General features: G+C 62.2%; 16 protein-coding genes. All 16 read right to left on the reverse strand.

Annotation, left to right across the window (positions count from 1 at the left end):
• Nucleotides 1-196: 196 nt before the first annotated feature.
• The 16 genes from glmS to mnmG all read right to left on the reverse strand — a co-directional run bounded on the left by glmS (nt 197) and on the right by mnmG (nt 15,659).
• Nucleotides 197-2,026, reverse strand: a complete 1,830-nt coding sequence (gene glmS / locus B9N72_RS04450; RefSeq protein ID WP_085275224.1) for a glutamine--fructose-6-phosphate transaminase (isomerizing) — start codon at nt 2,024-2,026, stop codon at nt 197-199.
• Nucleotides 2,026-2,817 carry a DeoR/GlpR family DNA-binding transcription regulator gene (locus tag B9N72_RS04455; RefSeq protein WP_085275225.1) on the reverse strand — a complete coding sequence of 264 codons (792 nt, stop codon included), beginning with the start codon at nt 2,815-2,817 and terminating at the stop codon, nt 2,026-2,028. Before B9N72_RS04455 ends, glmS begins: the two co-directional genes overlap by 1 nt.
• 211 nt (nt 2,818-3,028) lie before the next feature.
• A complete protein-coding gene (gene glmU / locus B9N72_RS04460) occupies nt 3,029-4,393 on the reverse strand; it encodes a bifunctional UDP-N-acetylglucosamine diphosphorylase/glucosamine-1-phosphate N-acetyltransferase GlmU (RefSeq protein ID WP_085275226.1) in 1,365 nt (454 codons plus the stop codon).
• A gap of 83 nt (nt 4,394-4,476) precedes the next feature.
• Nucleotides 4,477-4,899 carry a F0F1 ATP synthase subunit epsilon gene (locus tag B9N72_RS04465; RefSeq protein ID WP_008952164.1) on the reverse strand — a complete coding sequence of 141 codons (423 nt, stop codon included), beginning with the start codon at nt 4,897-4,899 and terminating at the stop codon, nt 4,477-4,479.
• A 15-nt stretch (nt 4,900-4,914) separates the two neighbouring features.
• Nucleotides 4,915-6,309, reverse strand: a complete 1,395-nt coding sequence (atpD, locus tag B9N72_RS04470; RefSeq protein ID WP_085275227.1) for a F0F1 ATP synthase subunit beta — start codon at nt 6,307-6,309, stop codon at nt 4,915-4,917.
• A gap of 43 nt (nt 6,310-6,352) precedes the next feature.
• The gene (gene atpG, locus B9N72_RS04475; protein ID WP_085275228.1) at nt 6,353-7,219 is read right to left on the reverse strand and encodes a F0F1 ATP synthase subunit gamma; all 867 of its coding nucleotides are present in this window, start codon (nt 7,217-7,219) and stop codon (nt 6,353-6,355) included.
• Between the two features lie 41 nt (nt 7,220-7,260).
• Entirely contained in the window at nt 7,261-8,805 is a 1,545-nt protein-coding gene (gene atpA / locus B9N72_RS04480) for a F0F1 ATP synthase subunit alpha (RefSeq protein WP_085275229.1), read from the reverse strand.
• Nucleotides 8,806-8,813: 8 nt separating this feature from the next.
• Entirely contained in the window at nt 8,814-9,350 is a 537-nt protein-coding gene (locus B9N72_RS04485; protein ID WP_085275230.1) for a F0F1 ATP synthase subunit delta, read from the reverse strand.
• Between the two features lie 7 nt (nt 9,351-9,357).
• Nucleotides 9,358-9,828, reverse strand: coding sequence for a F0F1 ATP synthase subunit B (locus B9N72_RS04490; protein WP_085275231.1), 471 nt, complete (start codon nt 9,826-9,828; stop codon nt 9,358-9,360).
• 50 nt (nt 9,829-9,878) lie between these two features.
• Nucleotides 9,879-10,166 carry a F0F1 ATP synthase subunit C gene (gene atpE / locus B9N72_RS04495; protein WP_008952158.1) on the reverse strand — a complete coding sequence of 96 codons (288 nt, stop codon included), beginning with the start codon at nt 10,164-10,166 and terminating at the stop codon, nt 9,879-9,881.
• Nucleotides 10,167-10,224: 58 nt separating this feature from the next.
• Entirely contained in the window at nt 10,225-11,034 is an 810-nt protein-coding gene (gene atpB, locus B9N72_RS04500) for a F0F1 ATP synthase subunit A (RefSeq protein WP_085275232.1), read from the reverse strand.
• Between the two features lie 9 nt (nt 11,035-11,043).
• Nucleotides 11,044-11,406, reverse strand: a complete 363-nt coding sequence (locus B9N72_RS04505) for an ATP synthase subunit I (RefSeq protein ID WP_085275233.1) — start codon at nt 11,404-11,406, stop codon at nt 11,044-11,046.
• A 91-nt stretch (nt 11,407-11,497) separates the two neighbouring features.
• Nucleotides 11,498-12,352 (reverse strand): ParB/RepB/Spo0J family partition protein, encoded by an 855-nt coding sequence (locus B9N72_RS04510; RefSeq protein ID WP_085275234.1) that lies wholly within the window; start codon nt 12,350-12,352, stop codon nt 11,498-11,500.
• Nucleotides 12,353-12,355: 3 nt separating this feature from the next.
• The gene (locus B9N72_RS04515) at nt 12,356-13,147 is read right to left on the reverse strand and encodes a ParA family protein (RefSeq protein ID WP_085275235.1); all 792 of its coding nucleotides are present in this window, start codon (nt 13,145-13,147) and stop codon (nt 12,356-12,358) included.
• A complete protein-coding gene (gene rsmG, locus B9N72_RS04520) occupies nt 13,144-13,770 on the reverse strand; it encodes a 16S rRNA (guanine(527)-N(7))-methyltransferase RsmG (protein ID WP_085275236.1) in 627 nt (208 codons plus the stop codon). The genes B9N72_RS04515 and rsmG overlap by 4 nt, the downstream gene beginning before the upstream one ends.
• Entirely contained in the window at nt 13,767-15,659 is a 1,893-nt protein-coding gene (gene mnmG, locus B9N72_RS04525; protein ID WP_085275237.1) for a tRNA uridine-5-carboxymethylaminomethyl(34) synthesis enzyme MnmG, read from the reverse strand. Before mnmG ends, rsmG begins: the two co-directional genes overlap by 4 nt.
• Between the last annotated feature and the right edge of the window lie 179 nt (nt 15,660-15,838).

The following is a 15,838-nucleotide window of genomic DNA, read 5'->3' on the forward strand; positions in this document are numbered from 1 at the left end:
TACTTCAACCAAGAAGCTCTAGGCTTCAACACATCTTAAGCAACCGTGCCCCCAAGGATCCTTGAGGGCACTTTTGCATCACAGGCACTACTTGGCGGCAAACCAAGAGTGCAAACATATTTGTCACAGTGCAAACATAATTGTCACAGTGCAAACATTTTTGTCACTTATCATCATCAAGCAAAATATGTCAAAGTCATTCAACCGTCACGGATTTGGCCAAATTGCGTGGCTTGTCGACGTCGGTGCCACGCGCCAAGGCAGCGTGGTAGGCCAGCAGTTGCACCGGGATGGCGTGCACCACCGGGCTCAGCACGCCGACGTGGCGCGGGGTGCGGATCACGTGCACGCCTTCCGACTCGCTGAAGTGGCTGTCGAGGTCGGCGAAGACAAACAGCTCGCCGCCGCGCGCGCGCACTTCCTGCATGTTGGACTTCACCTTTTCCAGCAGGCTGTCGTTGGGCGCAATCACCACCACCGGCATGTTGCTGTCGACCAGCGCCAGCGGACCGTGCTTGAGCTCGCCCGCCGGGTAGGCTTCGGCGTGGATGTAGGAGATTTCCTTGAGCTTGAGCGCGCCTTCCAGGGCGATCGGGTAATGCAGGCCACGGCCAAGGAACAGCGCGTCGTTCTTGGCGGCGAACTTGTCGGCCCAGGCCTTGATCTGCGGCTCGAGGTTGAGGGCGTGCTGCACGCTGCCAGGCAGGTGACGCAGCTCGTCCAGGAACTGCGCCTGCTGCTCGTCGCTGACGCGGCCACGCACCTTGCCCAGCGTCACCGCCAGCGCGAACAGGGCGACCAGCTGGGTGGTGAAGGCCTTGGTCGAGGCGACGCCGATCTCGGCACCGGCGCGGGTGTAGAACACCAGTTCGGAGGCGCGCGGGATGGCCGATTCGCGCACGTTGCAAATCGACAGTGCGGCAGTGTGGCCCAGCGACTTGGCGTACTTCAGCGCTTCCATGGTGTCGAGCGTTTCGCCCGACTGCGAGATGGTGACGATCAGGTGCTTGGGGTTGGCCCAGGCGTCGCGGTAGCGGTATTCGCTGGCGATTTCGACGTCGCACGGCACGCCGGCAATGCTCTCGATCCAGTACTTGGCAGTCAGGCCAGCGTAGTAGCTGGTGCCGCAGGCGAGGATCTTGACGCCTTCCAGCGTCGGCAGCAGCGCGGCGGCGTTGGGGCCGAACAGCTCGGCCGAGAAACCGGCGTCGAGCACCGCTTCGATGGTGTCGGACAGCGCCTTGGGCTGCTCGTGGATTTCCTTCTGCATGAAGTGGCTGTACGGGCCCAATTCGAGCGAAGCCAGCGAGACGTCGGAGACGTGCAAGGCGCGCTCCACCGGCTGGTCGTCCTTGTCGATCAGCTTGACGCCGTCGCGGGTGATATAGCCCAGGTCGCCCTCTTCCAGGAAGATCACGCGGCGCGTGGCGGACAGGATAGCGGAGACGTCGGAGGCGATAAAGTTTTCGCCTTCGCCCAGGCCCACCAGCAGCGGGCAGCCCATGCGGGCGCAGATCAGTTCGTCAGGGCGGTCCAGCGCGATCACGCCGATGGCGTAGGCTCCGGTCAGCTCACGCACGGTACGGCGTACTGCCGCGAACAGGTCGGGCGACGTCTGGTAATAGTGATGCACCAGGTGGGCGATGACTTCGGTGTCGGTCTGCGACTCGAAGCGGTAGCCCAGGGCGCGCAGCCGCTCGCGCTGCTCTTCGTGGTTTTCGATGATGCCGTTGTGGACCACGGCGATCTGGCCGTGCGAGACGTGCGGGTGGGCATTGGGTTCGGTCACACCGCCGTGCGTTGCCCAGCGGGTGTGGCCGATACCGACCTGACCGTCGAGGCCTTCGGCCACGGTCGCGCTTTCCATTTCGGCGACACGGCCGACACGGCGCACGCGGCGGATCTCGTCGCCCGCCAGCACGGCCACGCCGGCCGAGTCGTAACCACGATATTCGAGGCGCTTGAGGCCATCGACCAAGACCGGAACCACATTACGCGATGCGATCGCGCCGACAATGCCACACATTATTTTCTCCTTGAACTGTCAATGGACGAAGGCGCGCAAATCAGCGCGATGCCTTTCGCCCGTATCTTTTCCCTGGCATCCATGGCGAGGGCATCGTCCGTGACCAGGGTATGAATCCGCTCCCACGGCAACTCCAGATTGGGGATGCGGCGGCCAATCTTTTCCGACTCGACCATGACGATCACTTCGCGTGCCACTTCGGCCATCACCCGAGAGAGGCCCACCAGTTCGTTGAAGGTGGTGGTGCCCCGTTCGAGATCGATGCCATCCGCACCGATGAAGAGTTGGTCGAAATCATAGGAACGCAACACCTGCTCCGCCACCTGTCCCTGAAAAGACTCGGAATGCGGATCCCAGGTGCCGCCGGTCATCAACAGCGTCGGTTCGTTTTCCAGCTCGCACAGCGCTCCCGCCACCTTGAGCGAATTAGTCATCACCACCAGCCCGCGCTTGTTGCCGAGCAAGGGAATCATGGCGCTGGTGGTGGTGCCGCTGTCGATGATGACACGGTTATGGTCGCGAATCCGCTCTGCAGCGGCGCGGGCAATAGCTATCTTTCGTTGTGAAACCTGTTCGGCATCCTCTTCGATCACCATTTCATTGGGCAGGGAGACGGCTCCGCCATAACGGCGCAGCAGCAGTCCTCCCGTTTCCAGCAAGGCCAGATCCTTACGGATGGTCACTTCGGATGTTGAGAAACGTTTCGTCAGCTCGTCGACACTCACCTCGCCACGCTCCTGAACCAGGGCGGCAATGGCATGGCGTCGCTGTTGAGTATTTCGTTTCGTCATTCACTTGTTTCGTTTCGAAAGTTTCGTGATGATAACAGCGTGGAATCTTGCCTGGCAAGATGGAGCAGGAGACGCTCGTCAGTCTTTATATGACACAACCACCTAGGTGTCGCACAGGAGTCAGTTATCCCAATGAAAACGGCGCCCGGCTTTCTCTTCCAACGGAGAAAACGGGGCGCCGCGTACTCGGTTGGGCACCGAGTGCTAGGGTTCAGCCTTTCTTCTGCGGCCGCTGCCAGCCGGCAACCGTGGTCTGGCGCGCGCGCGCCACGGTCAGCGCCTCGGCCGGCGCAGTTTTGCTGATCACCGAACCGGCGCCGATGGTGGCGCCATCCTCCACCGTCACCGGCGCCACCAGCATGGTGCCGGAGCCGACGAAGGCATTGTCGCCGATCACGGTCTTGAACTTGTTGACGCCATCGTAGTTACAGGTCACCGTGCCGGCGCCGATGTTGCTGCCACGACCGATCTCGGCGTCACCGATATAGGTCAGGTGATTGACCTTGCTGCCAAGGCCGATCTTGCTCTTCTTCACTTCGACAAAGTTGCCGATGTGTACCTGATCGGCCAGGTCGGCACCAGGTCGCAGACGGGCGTAAGGGCCGATCTTGCAGCCGGCACCGACCACCGCGTCTTCCAGGTGCGAGAACGGCGCGATCTTGCTGCCAGCCGCTACCTTGACGTTCTTCAGCACACAGTGGGCGCCGATGGAGACGCCCTCGCCCAGCTCGACCTCACCCTCGAACACGCAGCCGACGTCGATGCTGACGTCCTGCCCGTGACGCAGCACGCCACGGATGTCGATGCGCGCCGGGTCGGCCAGCGTGACGCCGGCTTCCAGCAGGGCACGCGCCTGGTTCTGCTGCAGGATGCGCTCCAGTTCGGCCAGCTGCACCTTGTTGTTGACGCCGGCGGCCTGCCACGAGGCAGGCACTTTCACACCATGCACGCGCACGCCGTCACGCACCGCCAGTTCGATCACGTCGGTCAGATAGTATTCGCCCTGGGCGTTGCCGTTGGACAACGCGCTGAGCCAGCCGGCCAGACGGGCATTCGGCAGCACCAGCATGCCGGTGTTGATCTCGCGGATGGCCTGCTGCTCGGGCGCACAGTCCTTGTCTTCGACGATAGCGCGGATGCTGCCGTCACCATCGCGCACGATGCGGCCGTAACCGGAAGGGTTGTCGAGAACGTCGGTCAGCAATGCGACTTCGTCGCCGGCGGCCGCCACCAGATCCAGCAGTGTCGACTGGGTAATCAACGGAACGTCGCCGTACAGTACCAGCGTCTTGCCGTCGGCCGGCAAAGCCGACAAGGCCATCTTCAGCGCGTGCCCGGTGCCCAACTGCTCGGCCTGCTCGGCCCAGCTCACCGCCGTTTCACCGATCACCGCCCGCACCTTGTCGCCGCCGTGGCCGTAGACCACCACCAGCGTTTCCGGATCGAGTGAGCGGGCGGTGCGGATCACCCGCGCCAGCATCGGTTCGCCCCCGATCGGGTGCAGCACCTTGGGCAGGGAGGAGTACATGCGCTTGCCTTTGCCGGCAGCGAGAATGACGATACTGAGTCGGGCCATGAGCGTTGACTATGCGTTAAACAATGAAAAAAGGCTGCCACAATGTGGCAGCCTTGCACTATACACGATTTGCTCGCGTGCTTTTAGTGGACACGCTTTCTGAGGTAGTCGAGCGCCTTCAGCTCGGCAATCGCCACCGCCAGAGCGGCGTGGGCTTTTGCCGTGTCGAGGTCGTCGACCGACTTCTTCAACGTTTCCTCGGCGGCACGCTTGGCCTCGTTGGCACGAGCCTCGTCGATATCCTCACCGCGAATCGCCGTATCGGCCAGAACAGTGATGTGGGTCGGTTGCACTTCCATCATGCCACCCGACACCGCCACCAGTACCTCGTCCTTGGAGCCCGGCACTGTCAGACGCAGTACACCGGGCTTGATACGGGTCAGCAGCGGCACGTGTCGCGGATACACACCGATCTCGCCTTCCTGGGCCGGAGCCACGAGGAATTCTGCCTCACCCGAGTAGATGAGCTGTTCGGTGCTGACCACTTCCACATGCATCTTGGCCATGAGCCCTCTCCTTGGTTACAGGGACTTGGCTTTCTCAGCAGCTTCGTCGATGGAGCCAACCATGTAGAACGCTTGTTCCGGCAGGTGGTCGTACTCACCGCTGAGAATGGCCTTGAAGCCCTTGATGGTGTCACGCAGCGACACGTACTTGCCCGGCGAACCGGTAAATACTTCGGCCACGTGGAACGGCTGGGAGAGGAAGCGCTGGATCTTACGAGCACGCGCCACGACCAGCTTGTCCTCTTCGGACAGTTCATCCATACCCAGAATTGCGATGATGTCGCGCAGTTCCTTGTACTTCTGCAGGGTGGTCTGTACACCACGCGCCACAGAGTAGTGCTCTTCACCCACCACCAGCGGATCCAGCTGGCGGGAAGTGGAGTCGAGCGGATCCACCGCCGGGTAGATACCCAGCGAAGCGATGTCACGCGACAGTACCACGGTCGCATCCAGGTGGGCGAAGGTGGTGGCCGGGGACGGGTCGGTCAAGTCATCGGCAGGGACGTAAACGGCCTGGATGGAAGTAATCGAACCTTCCTTGGTCGAGGTAATACGTTCCTGCAGACGGCCCATTTCCTCGGCCAGCGTCGGCTGGTAACCCACCGCAGACGGCATACGACCCAGCAGGGCGGATACTTCGGTACCGGCCAGGGTGTAGCGGTAGATGTTGTCCACGAAGAACAGAACGTCGCGGCCCTTGCCGTTTTCGTCCTTCTCGTCGCGGAACTGTTCCGCCATGGTCAGACCGGTCAGCGCCACGCGCAGACGGTTGCCCGGCGGCTCGTTCATCTGGCCGTAAACCATCGCCACTTTGTCGAGGACGTTGGAGTCCTTCATTTCGTGGTAGAAGTCGTTACCTTCACGAGTGCGCTCACCCACGCCGGCAAACACGGACAGACCCGAGTGCGCCTTGGCGATGTTGTTGATGAGCTCCATCATGTTCACGGTCTTGCCCACACCGGCACCACCGAACAGACCCACTTTACCGCCCTTGGCGAACGGGCACAGCAGGTCGATCACCTTGATGCCGGTTTCCAGCAGTTCGGTTGCGCTCGACAGTTCGTCGAACTTCGGGGCCGGCTGGTGAATGGCACGACGGGTTTCGGTCGCTACCGGGCCGGCTTCGTCAACCGGGTTACCCAGCACGTCCATGATACGACCCAGGGTGACGGCACCTACCGGCACGGAGATCGCTGCGCCGGTGTTCACTACTGCCATGCCACGCTTCAGGCCGTCCGAGCTACCCATCGCAATGGTACGCACCACGCCGTCGCCCAGCTGCTGCTGGACTTCAAGCGTCAGATCGGTGTCGACCAGCTTCAGGGCATCATAAACCCTTGGCATGGCATCGCGCGGAAACTCCACGTCGAGTACCGGGCCAATGATTTGTACGATTTTGCCTTGGCTCATTATCGGTTCCTAACTCAATAAACTTTTACAGTCTGTTACCGGCTTACACCGCTGCGGCACCGGACACGATTTCGGACAATTCCTTGGTAATCGCTGCCTGGCGCGACTTGTTGTACACGAGTCGCAGCTGCTTGATGGCGTTACCCGCGTTGTCGGTGGCGGACTTCATCGCCACCATACGGGCAGCCTGTTCGGAAGCCATGTTTTCGGCTACCGACTGGTACACCACCGATTCGATATAACGCTTCACCAGGAACTCCATGACGTCGACCGCATTCGGCTCGTAGAGGTAATCCCACGAGTGCGTGTGCTCGACCACCATGTTGTCCGGGGACAGCGGAAGCAGCTGTTCCAGGGCCGGCTCCTGCTTCATCGTATTGATGAAACGGGAATACACGATGTAGACCGCGTCCAGTTCGCCATCGGCGTACTGCTTCAACATCACTGTAAGCGGGCCAATCAGTTTGTCCATCTTGGGCACATCGCCCAGATGGACCGCGCTCGCCGTCACGTTCAGGCGGGTGCGCTGGGCGGCAGAAAGACCTTTCTGACCGAGGCAGCACACGTCGACCTTGACGTCGGCATCTTGCAGTTCTTTCACCTTGGAGAAGAAGCGCTTGAGGATGTTGGCGTTCAAACCGCCACACAAGCCCTTGTCCGAGGTAACGACAATGATGCCGGCGCGCTTGATGACGTCGCGACGGGCAAGCAGTGGATGCTCAAGATCCGCATTAGCCTGAGCGAGGTGCGCCATGACGGTACGCACCTTCTCGGCGTAAGGACGGGCAGCGCGCATACGCTCTTGCGTTTTGCGCATCTTGGAGGTTGCCACCATTTGCATCGCGCGGGTGATCTTCTGCGTGTTCTGCACGCTTCGGATCTTGGTGAGAATCTCTTTTCCGACTGCCATTTCCTGAACCTTTCAGTTGACTACAACGTTGGCCGAAAGGCTCAGTTGAAGCTGTAGCCAGCCTTGAACGATTCGATCGCCTTGGCCAGTACCTTCTCGTGGTCGTCAGACAGGTTACCGGAGGCGTCGGTTGCCTTCAGAACGTCGGCGTGGTTAGCACGGACGTAGGCCAGGAACGCGGCTTCGAACGCCAGCGCCTTCTTGACCGGCACGTCTTCGTAGTAACCCTTGTTCACCGCCCACAGCGTCAGCGCCATTTCGGCGGTCGACAGGGTGGCGAACTGCTTCTGCTTCATCAGTTCGGTAACGATCTCGCCGTGCTGCAGCTGCTTGCGGGTGGCTTCGTCCAGATCGGAAGCAAACTGCGAGAACGCAGCCAGTTCGCGGTACTGGGCCAGCGCCAGACGGATACCGCCGCCGAGCTTCTTGATCACCTTGGTCTGAGCCGCACCACCGACGCGCGATACCGAGATACCGGCGTTGATGGCCGGACGGATACCCGCGTTGAACAGGTCGGTTTCCAGGAAGATCTGACCGTCGGTAATCGAAATCACGTTGGTCGGAACGAAGGCGGACACGTCACCAGCCTGGGTTTCGATGATCGGCAGAGCGGTCAGCGAGCCGGTCTTGCCTTTGACGGCGCCCTTGGTCAGCTTCTCGACTTCGTCTTCGTTGATGCGCGAGGCGCGTTCCAGCAGACGGGAGTGGAGATAGAACACGTCGCCCGGATAGGCTTCGCGGCCGGGCGGACGGCGCAGCAGCAGCGAGATCTGACGGTAGGCAACGGCCTGCTTGGACAGGTCGTCGTACACGATCAGCGCGTCTTCACCGCTGTCGCGGAAGTATTCGCCCATGGTGCACCCGGAGTACGGTGCAATGAACTGCAGCGCGGCAGCTTCGGAAGCGGCAGCGGCCACCACGATGGTGTGACCCATGGCGCCGTGTTCTTCCAGCTTGCGTACCACGTTGGCGATCGACGAAGCCTTCTGGCCGACGGCGACGTAGATACAAATGACGCCGGTGCCTTTCTGGTTGATGATCGCGTCCAGAGCCACGGCGGTCTTGCCGGTCTGGCGGTCGCCAATGATCAGCTCACGCTGGCCGCGGCCTACCGGAACCATCGAGTCGATCGACTTCAGGCCGGTCTGCATCGGCTGGTCAACCGATTTACGGGCGATCACACCCGGAGCGATCTTTTCGATCGGGGAGGACAGCTTGGCGTTCAGCGGGCCCTTGCCGTCGATCGGCTGACCCAGCGCGTTCACCACGCGACCTACCAGTTCCGGACCGACCGGAACTTCCAGAATGCGGCCGGTACACTTGACTTCGTCGCCCTCGGAGATGTGCTCGTATTCGCCGAGAATTACGGCGCCCACGGAGTCACGCTCCAGGTTCATGGCGAGGCCAAAGGTGTTGCCCGGGAATTCGAGCATTTCGCCCTGCATCACGTCTGCCAGGCCATGGACACGAACGATGCCGTCGGTCACGGAGATCACGGTACCTTTGGTACGGGTCTCGGAGCCTTCGGCCAGGTTCTGGATCTTGGCTTTGATCAGATCGCTGATCTCAGAGGGGTTCAACTGCATGATCTCTCCTAATTCTTGAGGCTTGCTGCCATGGTGTGCAGTTTGCCGCGCACGGACGCGTCGATGACGTCGTCGCCGATCAGCACCCGTACCCCGCCAATCAACTCGGGGGCCACATGCACGTCAAGACGCACGGACTTGCCGTACTTCCTGGAAAGCATGCTGGTGAGTTCGGCCGTTTGCTCGTCGCTGAGCGGGAAAGCGCTTTCGACAGTCGCGTCGATGGCACCTTCAGCCTCGGCCTTGAGCAGCTCGAACTGTTCGGCGATGAACGGCAGCAACGTCAGGCGACGGTTCTCGATCAGCGTGCCGACGAAGCGTTTGACGTCTTCGCTGGCGCGCTCGCCGAGTACGCCCAGCATCAGCGCCTCAACCTCTTGTGCGGTATGTTTCGGATTGGTAACCACGTCGGCTACGTCCGGGTTGCTCACCATGGCAGCCAGCCAACCGAGAGCCTCGGACCAGGCATCCAGTCGCTGCTGCTCGGTGGCAAGGCTGTATACCGCTTGGGCGTAGGGCCTTGCTACGGTAATGAGTTCTGCCATGAGTTAATTAAAACTCCGCTTTGATGGAGGCAAGCAGTTCAGCGTGCTTGGCCTTGTCGATCTCGTGGCGCAGGATCTTTTCCGCACCGGCTACTGCCAGCGAAGACACATGCTCGCGCAGGGTCTCCTTGGCACGCAGCACTTCCTGATCGATATCGGACTTGGCTTCAGCAACCAGACGGGCACCCTCGGTACGGGCCGTTTCTTTCGCTTCTTCCACGATCTGGGAGGCGCGCTTTTCGGCGGCCATCACGATTTCGGTCGCTTGCTGCTTGGCTTTGCGCAGCTCGTCGCCGGCACGCTTTTCAGCAGCTTCCAGATCCTGTTTGCCACGCTCTGCCGCGGCCAAGCCATCAGCGATACGCTTGGCACGCTCGTCCATCATGTTGGTCAGCGGAGGCCAAACAAACTTCATGGTGAACCATACCAGGATGGCGAAGGTAATCGCCTGGCCCAGTAGTGTCGCGTTGAATTCCACGCTTGTTTTCCTCCAGTGTGGTGACTACAACAACCGTTTACGCTTAGGAATTAAGCGCCAGCTTTCAGGGCAGCAACAGCAGCGGCCAGGAACGGGTTGTTGAAGGTGTACAGCATGGCAACGCCCACACCGATCATGGAGATCGCATCCAGCAGACCAGCGATGATGAACAGCTTGGTTTGCAGAACCGGGATCATTTCCGGCTGGCGAGCGGAGGACTCCAGGAACTTGCCGCCGAGGATGGCGAAGCCCAGAGCGGTGCCGATAGCGCCGAAGCCAATGATCAGGGCAGCTGCCAGAACGGTCATCGACTGGATCTGAGAAACGAGAGCTTCCATTTATATATCTCCTAAAAGGTATTGCAAGGATGGTTGGTAAAAGGGTTTGAAAAATCGTTTAGTGGGCTTCGACGGCCAGGCTCAGGTACACCGTGGTCAGCATCATGAACACGAAGGCCTGCAGCGTGATCACCAGGATGTGGAAGATGGCCCACGGTGCGCCGAGCAGCCACTGGGCGCCCCACGGCAGCAGCGCGATCAGGATGAAGATCAGTTCGCCGGCATACATGTTGCCGAACAGACGCAGAGAGAGCGAAATCGGCTTGGCGGCCAGTTCGACCATCTGGAAGGCGAAATTGATCGGGGCCAGCAGCAGCGCCAGCACCGGGTTGTGGGCATGGAACGGAGCGGTCAGCAATTCCTTGCCCCAGCCTCCCAGCCCCTTGGCCTTGATCGAGAAACCGATGATGTAGAGCACTACCGACAGCGACATGGCGAAGGTGGCGTTGACGTCGGCGGACGGCACCACGCGCAGGTAGACGTGATGTGGGTCGTGACCGAGGGCGGCGCCGATGTTGGCGGCGATCCACGGCAGCAGGTCGACCGGCAGCATGTCCATGGCGTTCATCAGGAACACCCAGCAGAAGATGGTCAGCGCCAGCGGGGCCACCACTTTGCTCTTGCCATGGAAGATTTCCTTGACCTGGGTATCGACCAGTTCAATCAGCGATTCGACGAACAACTGCAGACGGCCCGGGTTTTCCACCTTGGCGTTGCGGGCTACCGAGGCGAACACGCCAAGAAAAACGAAGCCGAGCAGCAGCGAGATGCTGAAGGTGTCGACGTGGATGCTCCAGAAGCCGCCTTCGTGTGACGAGTTCCAGAACGTCAGGTGGTGCTTGATGTACTCTGTAGCGTTGCTAGCCATTGCACTTTCTCAATTTTTGATTAGAAGCCCGAACCAGTAGCCGGAAGTGGCTGTCATATATCCACCAAACAGTCCGACTGCGGATAAATCCTTGAAAAATACCAGGGCCGCCCCAAACATCAGGAGAGTGGTGAAAAACTTCACCGCCTCGGCCTTGAAGTGCGCCCTCATCAGCACCGCCGGAGGCTCATGCCGGCGCGCGAAGGCGATCTTGCCGTAGAGCAGGGCCGGAATAATGGCACACAGCCCGCCAATCATGACCGAAACCGGGAGAATCGGGGTAAAACCGCCGATCACCGCCGCCACCAGTACCGCCACCAGGGTCAGCATCACCTGCAGGCGCACGACTCGTTTTACTTCCCGATTGATCATGTCAGCAATGCAAAAAAATCGACCGATTATAGGCTTGGGGCTTGATACCAGTCAACAAAATCCCCAATTGACATACCTGCGCCGTTGCGAATCAGGCGCTTGATTTTGCTTGCAGTTTTGCCAGCACGACATCCAGCTCGTCGAGACTGGAGTATTCGATCGTCAACTTGCCGTGGCCGCGTGCGCCGTGGCGGATGCTGACGGCGGCGCCGAGCGACTCGGACAGGGTTTCGGCGAGACGCTGGATGTCAGGGTCGAGACGGGGTTGTGGCTTGCCCTCGGGGCGGGGCGCGTTGAGGCGCTGGATGCGGCGCTCGACTTCGCGCACCGACCAGCCCTGCTCCACCACTTGCTGCGCCAGCGCGATCTGGTCGATCACCTCAAGCGGCAACAGGGCGCGGGCGTGCCCCATTTCCAGCTGCCCCTGATGCACCAGGGTCTGTACCGGTTCCGGCAGAGCCAGCAGGCGCAGCAGGTTGGAGACGGCGCTGCGCGAGCGGCCGACGGCATCGGCGGCGGCTTCGTGGGTCAGGCCGAATTCGTCGATCAGGCGCTGCAGGCCGCGCGCTTCCTCGATGGGGTCGAGCTCCTGACGCTGGATGTTCTCGATCAGCGCCATCGCCAGCGCGGCCTCGTCCGGCACCGACTTGATCACCGCCGGCACCTCGCTGAGGCCGGCCTTGCGCGAGGCACGCCAGCGCCGCTCGCCGGCGATCAGCTCGTAATCGCCGAGCCCGATCTCGCGCACCACTACCGGCTGGATCACGCCCTGCACGCGGATCGAGGCCGCCAGTTCGTCCAGCGCGTCTTCGCTCATGTGCGTGCGCGGCTGGTATTTGCCCGGGCGGATGCTGTCGATGGGCAGGGTTTGCAGGCGGTCGTCCGCGCCGTCAACGGTGGCTAGGAGCGCGTCCAGGCCGCGCCCGAGTCCTTTGAGTTTGGCCATGTGTCAGTGCGAGAGTGAAGGGGTTGCGGATTCTAGCCGAGCCGTCAGCTCGGCGGCCAGCGTCAGATAGGCCTGGGCGCCGCGCGAGTTGCGGTCGTAGATCAGCCCGGGCAGGCCGTGGCTGGGCGCTTCGGCCAACCTGACGTTGCGCGGGATGACGGTGTCGAACACCTTGTCGCCGAAATGGCGCGCCAGTTGTTGCGACACCTGCTGCGACAGGTTGCTGCGCGCGTCGAACATGGTGCGCAACAGGCCGAGGATCTCGATCTTGGGATTGACCGCGACGCGCACCTTGCGCAGCGTGGTGACCAGGTCGGACAGGCCTTCCAGCGCGTAGTATTCGCACACCATCGGAATCAGCACGCTCTCTGCGGCCACCAGGCCGTTCAGGGTGAGCAGGTTGAGCGACGGCGGGCAGTCGACGAAGATGTAGTCGTACTCGCCCAGCACCTCGCCCAGGGCGTTCTTCAGCCGCGCCTCGCGCGCCAGTTCGTGCACCAGCTCCAGCTCGGCACCGCCGACGTCGCGGTTGGCCGGCAGCACGTGGTAGCCGCCCTCCTTGGCCGGCTGGCGCGCCTCGGCGACGGAGGCGTCGCCCAGCAGCACTTGGTAGACCGAATTGGTCAGCGAGCCCTTGGCGATGCCGCTGCCCATGGTGGCGTTGCCCTGCGGGTCGAGGTCGACGATCAGCACGCGCCGCCCCATCTCCGCCAGGCCGGCGGCCAGGTTGACCACGGTGGTGGTCTTGCCGACGCCGCCTTTCTGGTTGGCGACTGCGATCACGCGGCAGGTCATTGCGCCACGATCCTCACCAGATGACGCTCGGCGTCGAGGCCCGGCACGGTGAGCGGCACCACTTCAGCAACACCGAAGCCTTCCGGCAGCATGGCGATTTCCTCGTAGGGGTAGACCCCTTTCATGGCGACGTACTGGCCGCCCGGCGCCAGCAGGTGGCGGGTGAGCTTGACGAACTCGGCCAACTCGGCGAAGGCTCGGCTGGTGATGCGATCGAATTTCTGTTCCGGCTGGTAGGCTTCGACGCGGTTGGTCACCACCTCGACATTGTCGAGCTTGAGCTCGATCACCGCCTGGCGCAGGAAGGTGGTCTTCTTGTGGTTGGAATCGAGCAGCACGACCTGGAGGTCGGGACGGGCGATCGCCGCCGGGATGCCAGGCATGCCGCCGCCGGAACCGACGTCCAGCAGGCGCGTGCCGCCGGCCAGCTGCGGCACCAGCGTCAGGCTGTCGAGCAGGTGGTAGCTGACCATGCGCTCTTCTTCGCGCACCGCGGTCAGGTTGTAGGTCTGGTTCCACTTGGCCAGCAGTGCGAGGTAGGACTCGAGCCGGGCGATTTGTTCTTGGGTCAGGTCGAGCTTCAGTTCGGCCAGACCGTGAGTCAGTTCTGCAATATGTGTCATGCGGTTTTTTTCGCGTCGGCAAAGCCGCGTTTAAGGTGAACCATGAGGAGGGCGACCGCGGCCGGGGTGATGCCCTGGATGCGCGAGGCCTGGCCCAGGGTTTCCGGGCGCTGGCTGTTGAGCTTCTGCTGCACCTCCTTCGACAGCCCCTTGACCAGGCTGTAGTCGATGTCGGCCGGCAGGCGCACGTCCTCGAGATTGTCGCGGCGGGCCAGCTCGTCGTTCTGGCGGTCGATATAGCCTTGGTATTTGACCTGAATTTCCACCTGCTCGGCAACCGCGCCGTCATCCACGCCGCCACCGGCTTCGGCCAACGTCATCAGCGCGGCGTAGCTGACGTCGGGGCGCTTGAGCAGGTCGTGCAGGTTGTATTCGCGTTCGATCGGCTTGCCGAGCAGCTGCGCCACGGCGGCCATGTCGACCTTGGCCGGGTGCAGGTAGGTGGTTTTCAGGCGTGTCTTTTCCGCCTCGACCGCGTCGCGCTTGCGGCAGAAGGTGTCCCATTGCGCGTCGCCGACCAGGCCCAGGCGACGGCCGGCCTCGGTCAGGCGCAGATCGGCGTTGTCCTCGCGCAGCTGCAGGCGGAATTCGGCGCGGCTGGTGAACATGCGGTAGGGCTCGGACACGCCCTTGGTGATGAGGTCGTCGACCAGCACGCCAAGGTAGGCTTCGTCGCGGCGCGGGCACCAGCCGTCCTGGTCGCGACTGTACAGCGCGGCGTTGAGGCCGGCCAGCAGGCCCTGCGCGGCAGCCTCTTCGTAGCCGGTGGTGCCGTTGATCTGGCCGGCGAAGAACAGGCCCTGGATGCTCTTGGTCTCGAGCGTCGATTTCAGTCCGCGCGGGTCGAAGTAGTCGTACTCGATGGCGTAGCCGGGGCGCAGGATGTGGGCGTTTTCCATGCCGCGGATCGAGCGCACCGCCGCCAGCTGAATGTCGAACGGCAGGCTGGTCGAGATGCCGTTGGGGTAGAACTCGTGGGTGGTCAGCCCTTCCGGCTCCAGGAACACCTGGTGGCTGTCCTTGTCGGCAAAGCGGTTGATCTTGTCTTCGATCGACGGGCAGTAGCGCGGGCCGACGCCTTCGATCACCCCGGTGAACATCGGGCTGCGCTCGAAGCCCGAGCGGATGATGTCGTGGGTGCGCTCGTTGGTATGGGTGATCCAGCACGGCAGCTGCTGCGGGTGCAGGCTGCGGCTGCCGCGGTAGGAGAACACTGGCTCCGGGGTATCGCCCGGCTGCTCTTCCATCACCGAGAAATCGACGGTGCGGCCGTCGATGCGCGGCGGGGTGCCGGTCTTGAGCCGGCCCACCGGCAGGTCGAGCTCGCGCAGGCGCGCGCCCAGCGTCGAGGCCGCGGCATCGCCGGCGCGGCCGCCGGTGTAGTTTTCCAGCCCGACGTGGATCTTGCCGGAGAGGAAGGTGCCGGCGGTGAGCACCACGGTCTTGGCGCGGAAGGTGATGCCGATGGCGGTGATGGCGCCGGCGACGCGGTCGCCTTCGATCAGCAGGTCGTCCACCGGCTGCTGGAACAGCGTCAGGTTGTCCTGGTTTTCCAGCACGTGGCGGATCGCCGCCTTGTACAGCACTCGGTCGGCCTGGGCGCGTGTGGCGCGCACCGCCGGGCCCTTGGAGGCGTTCAGGGTGCGGAACTGGATGCCGCCGATGTCGGTCGCCAGCGCCATGGCGCCACCCAGCGCGTCGACTTCCCTGACCAGGTGGCCCTTGCCGATGCCGCCGATCGACGGGTTGCACGACATCTGGCCCAGCGTCTCGATATTGTGGGTCAGCAGCAGCGTGCTGCACCCCATGCGGGCCGCCGCCAGGGCCGCCTCGGTACCGGCGTGGCCGCCGCCTACCACTATTACGTCGAAGGTTGTCGGATAAATCATGGCTGGTGAGCGCGCTGCGAACGAAAAACGGCGTATTTTACGTCAAAACCGCTGTTCTGATAAGTGATTGATTTGCTTGATTCTCCCTGTCACGGCGGCGACCACGCACCGTCACGCCACTGTCATCGCGACGACACGGTTTCGTCAAACAGGCGCTTTAGCATGGTCCTCACGTCACG

This window comes from Pseudogulbenkiania subflava DSM 22618, assembly GCF_900177275.1.
Lineage (GTDB): Bacteria > Pseudomonadota > Gammaproteobacteria > Burkholderiales > Chromobacteriaceae > Pseudogulbenkiania > Pseudogulbenkiania subflava.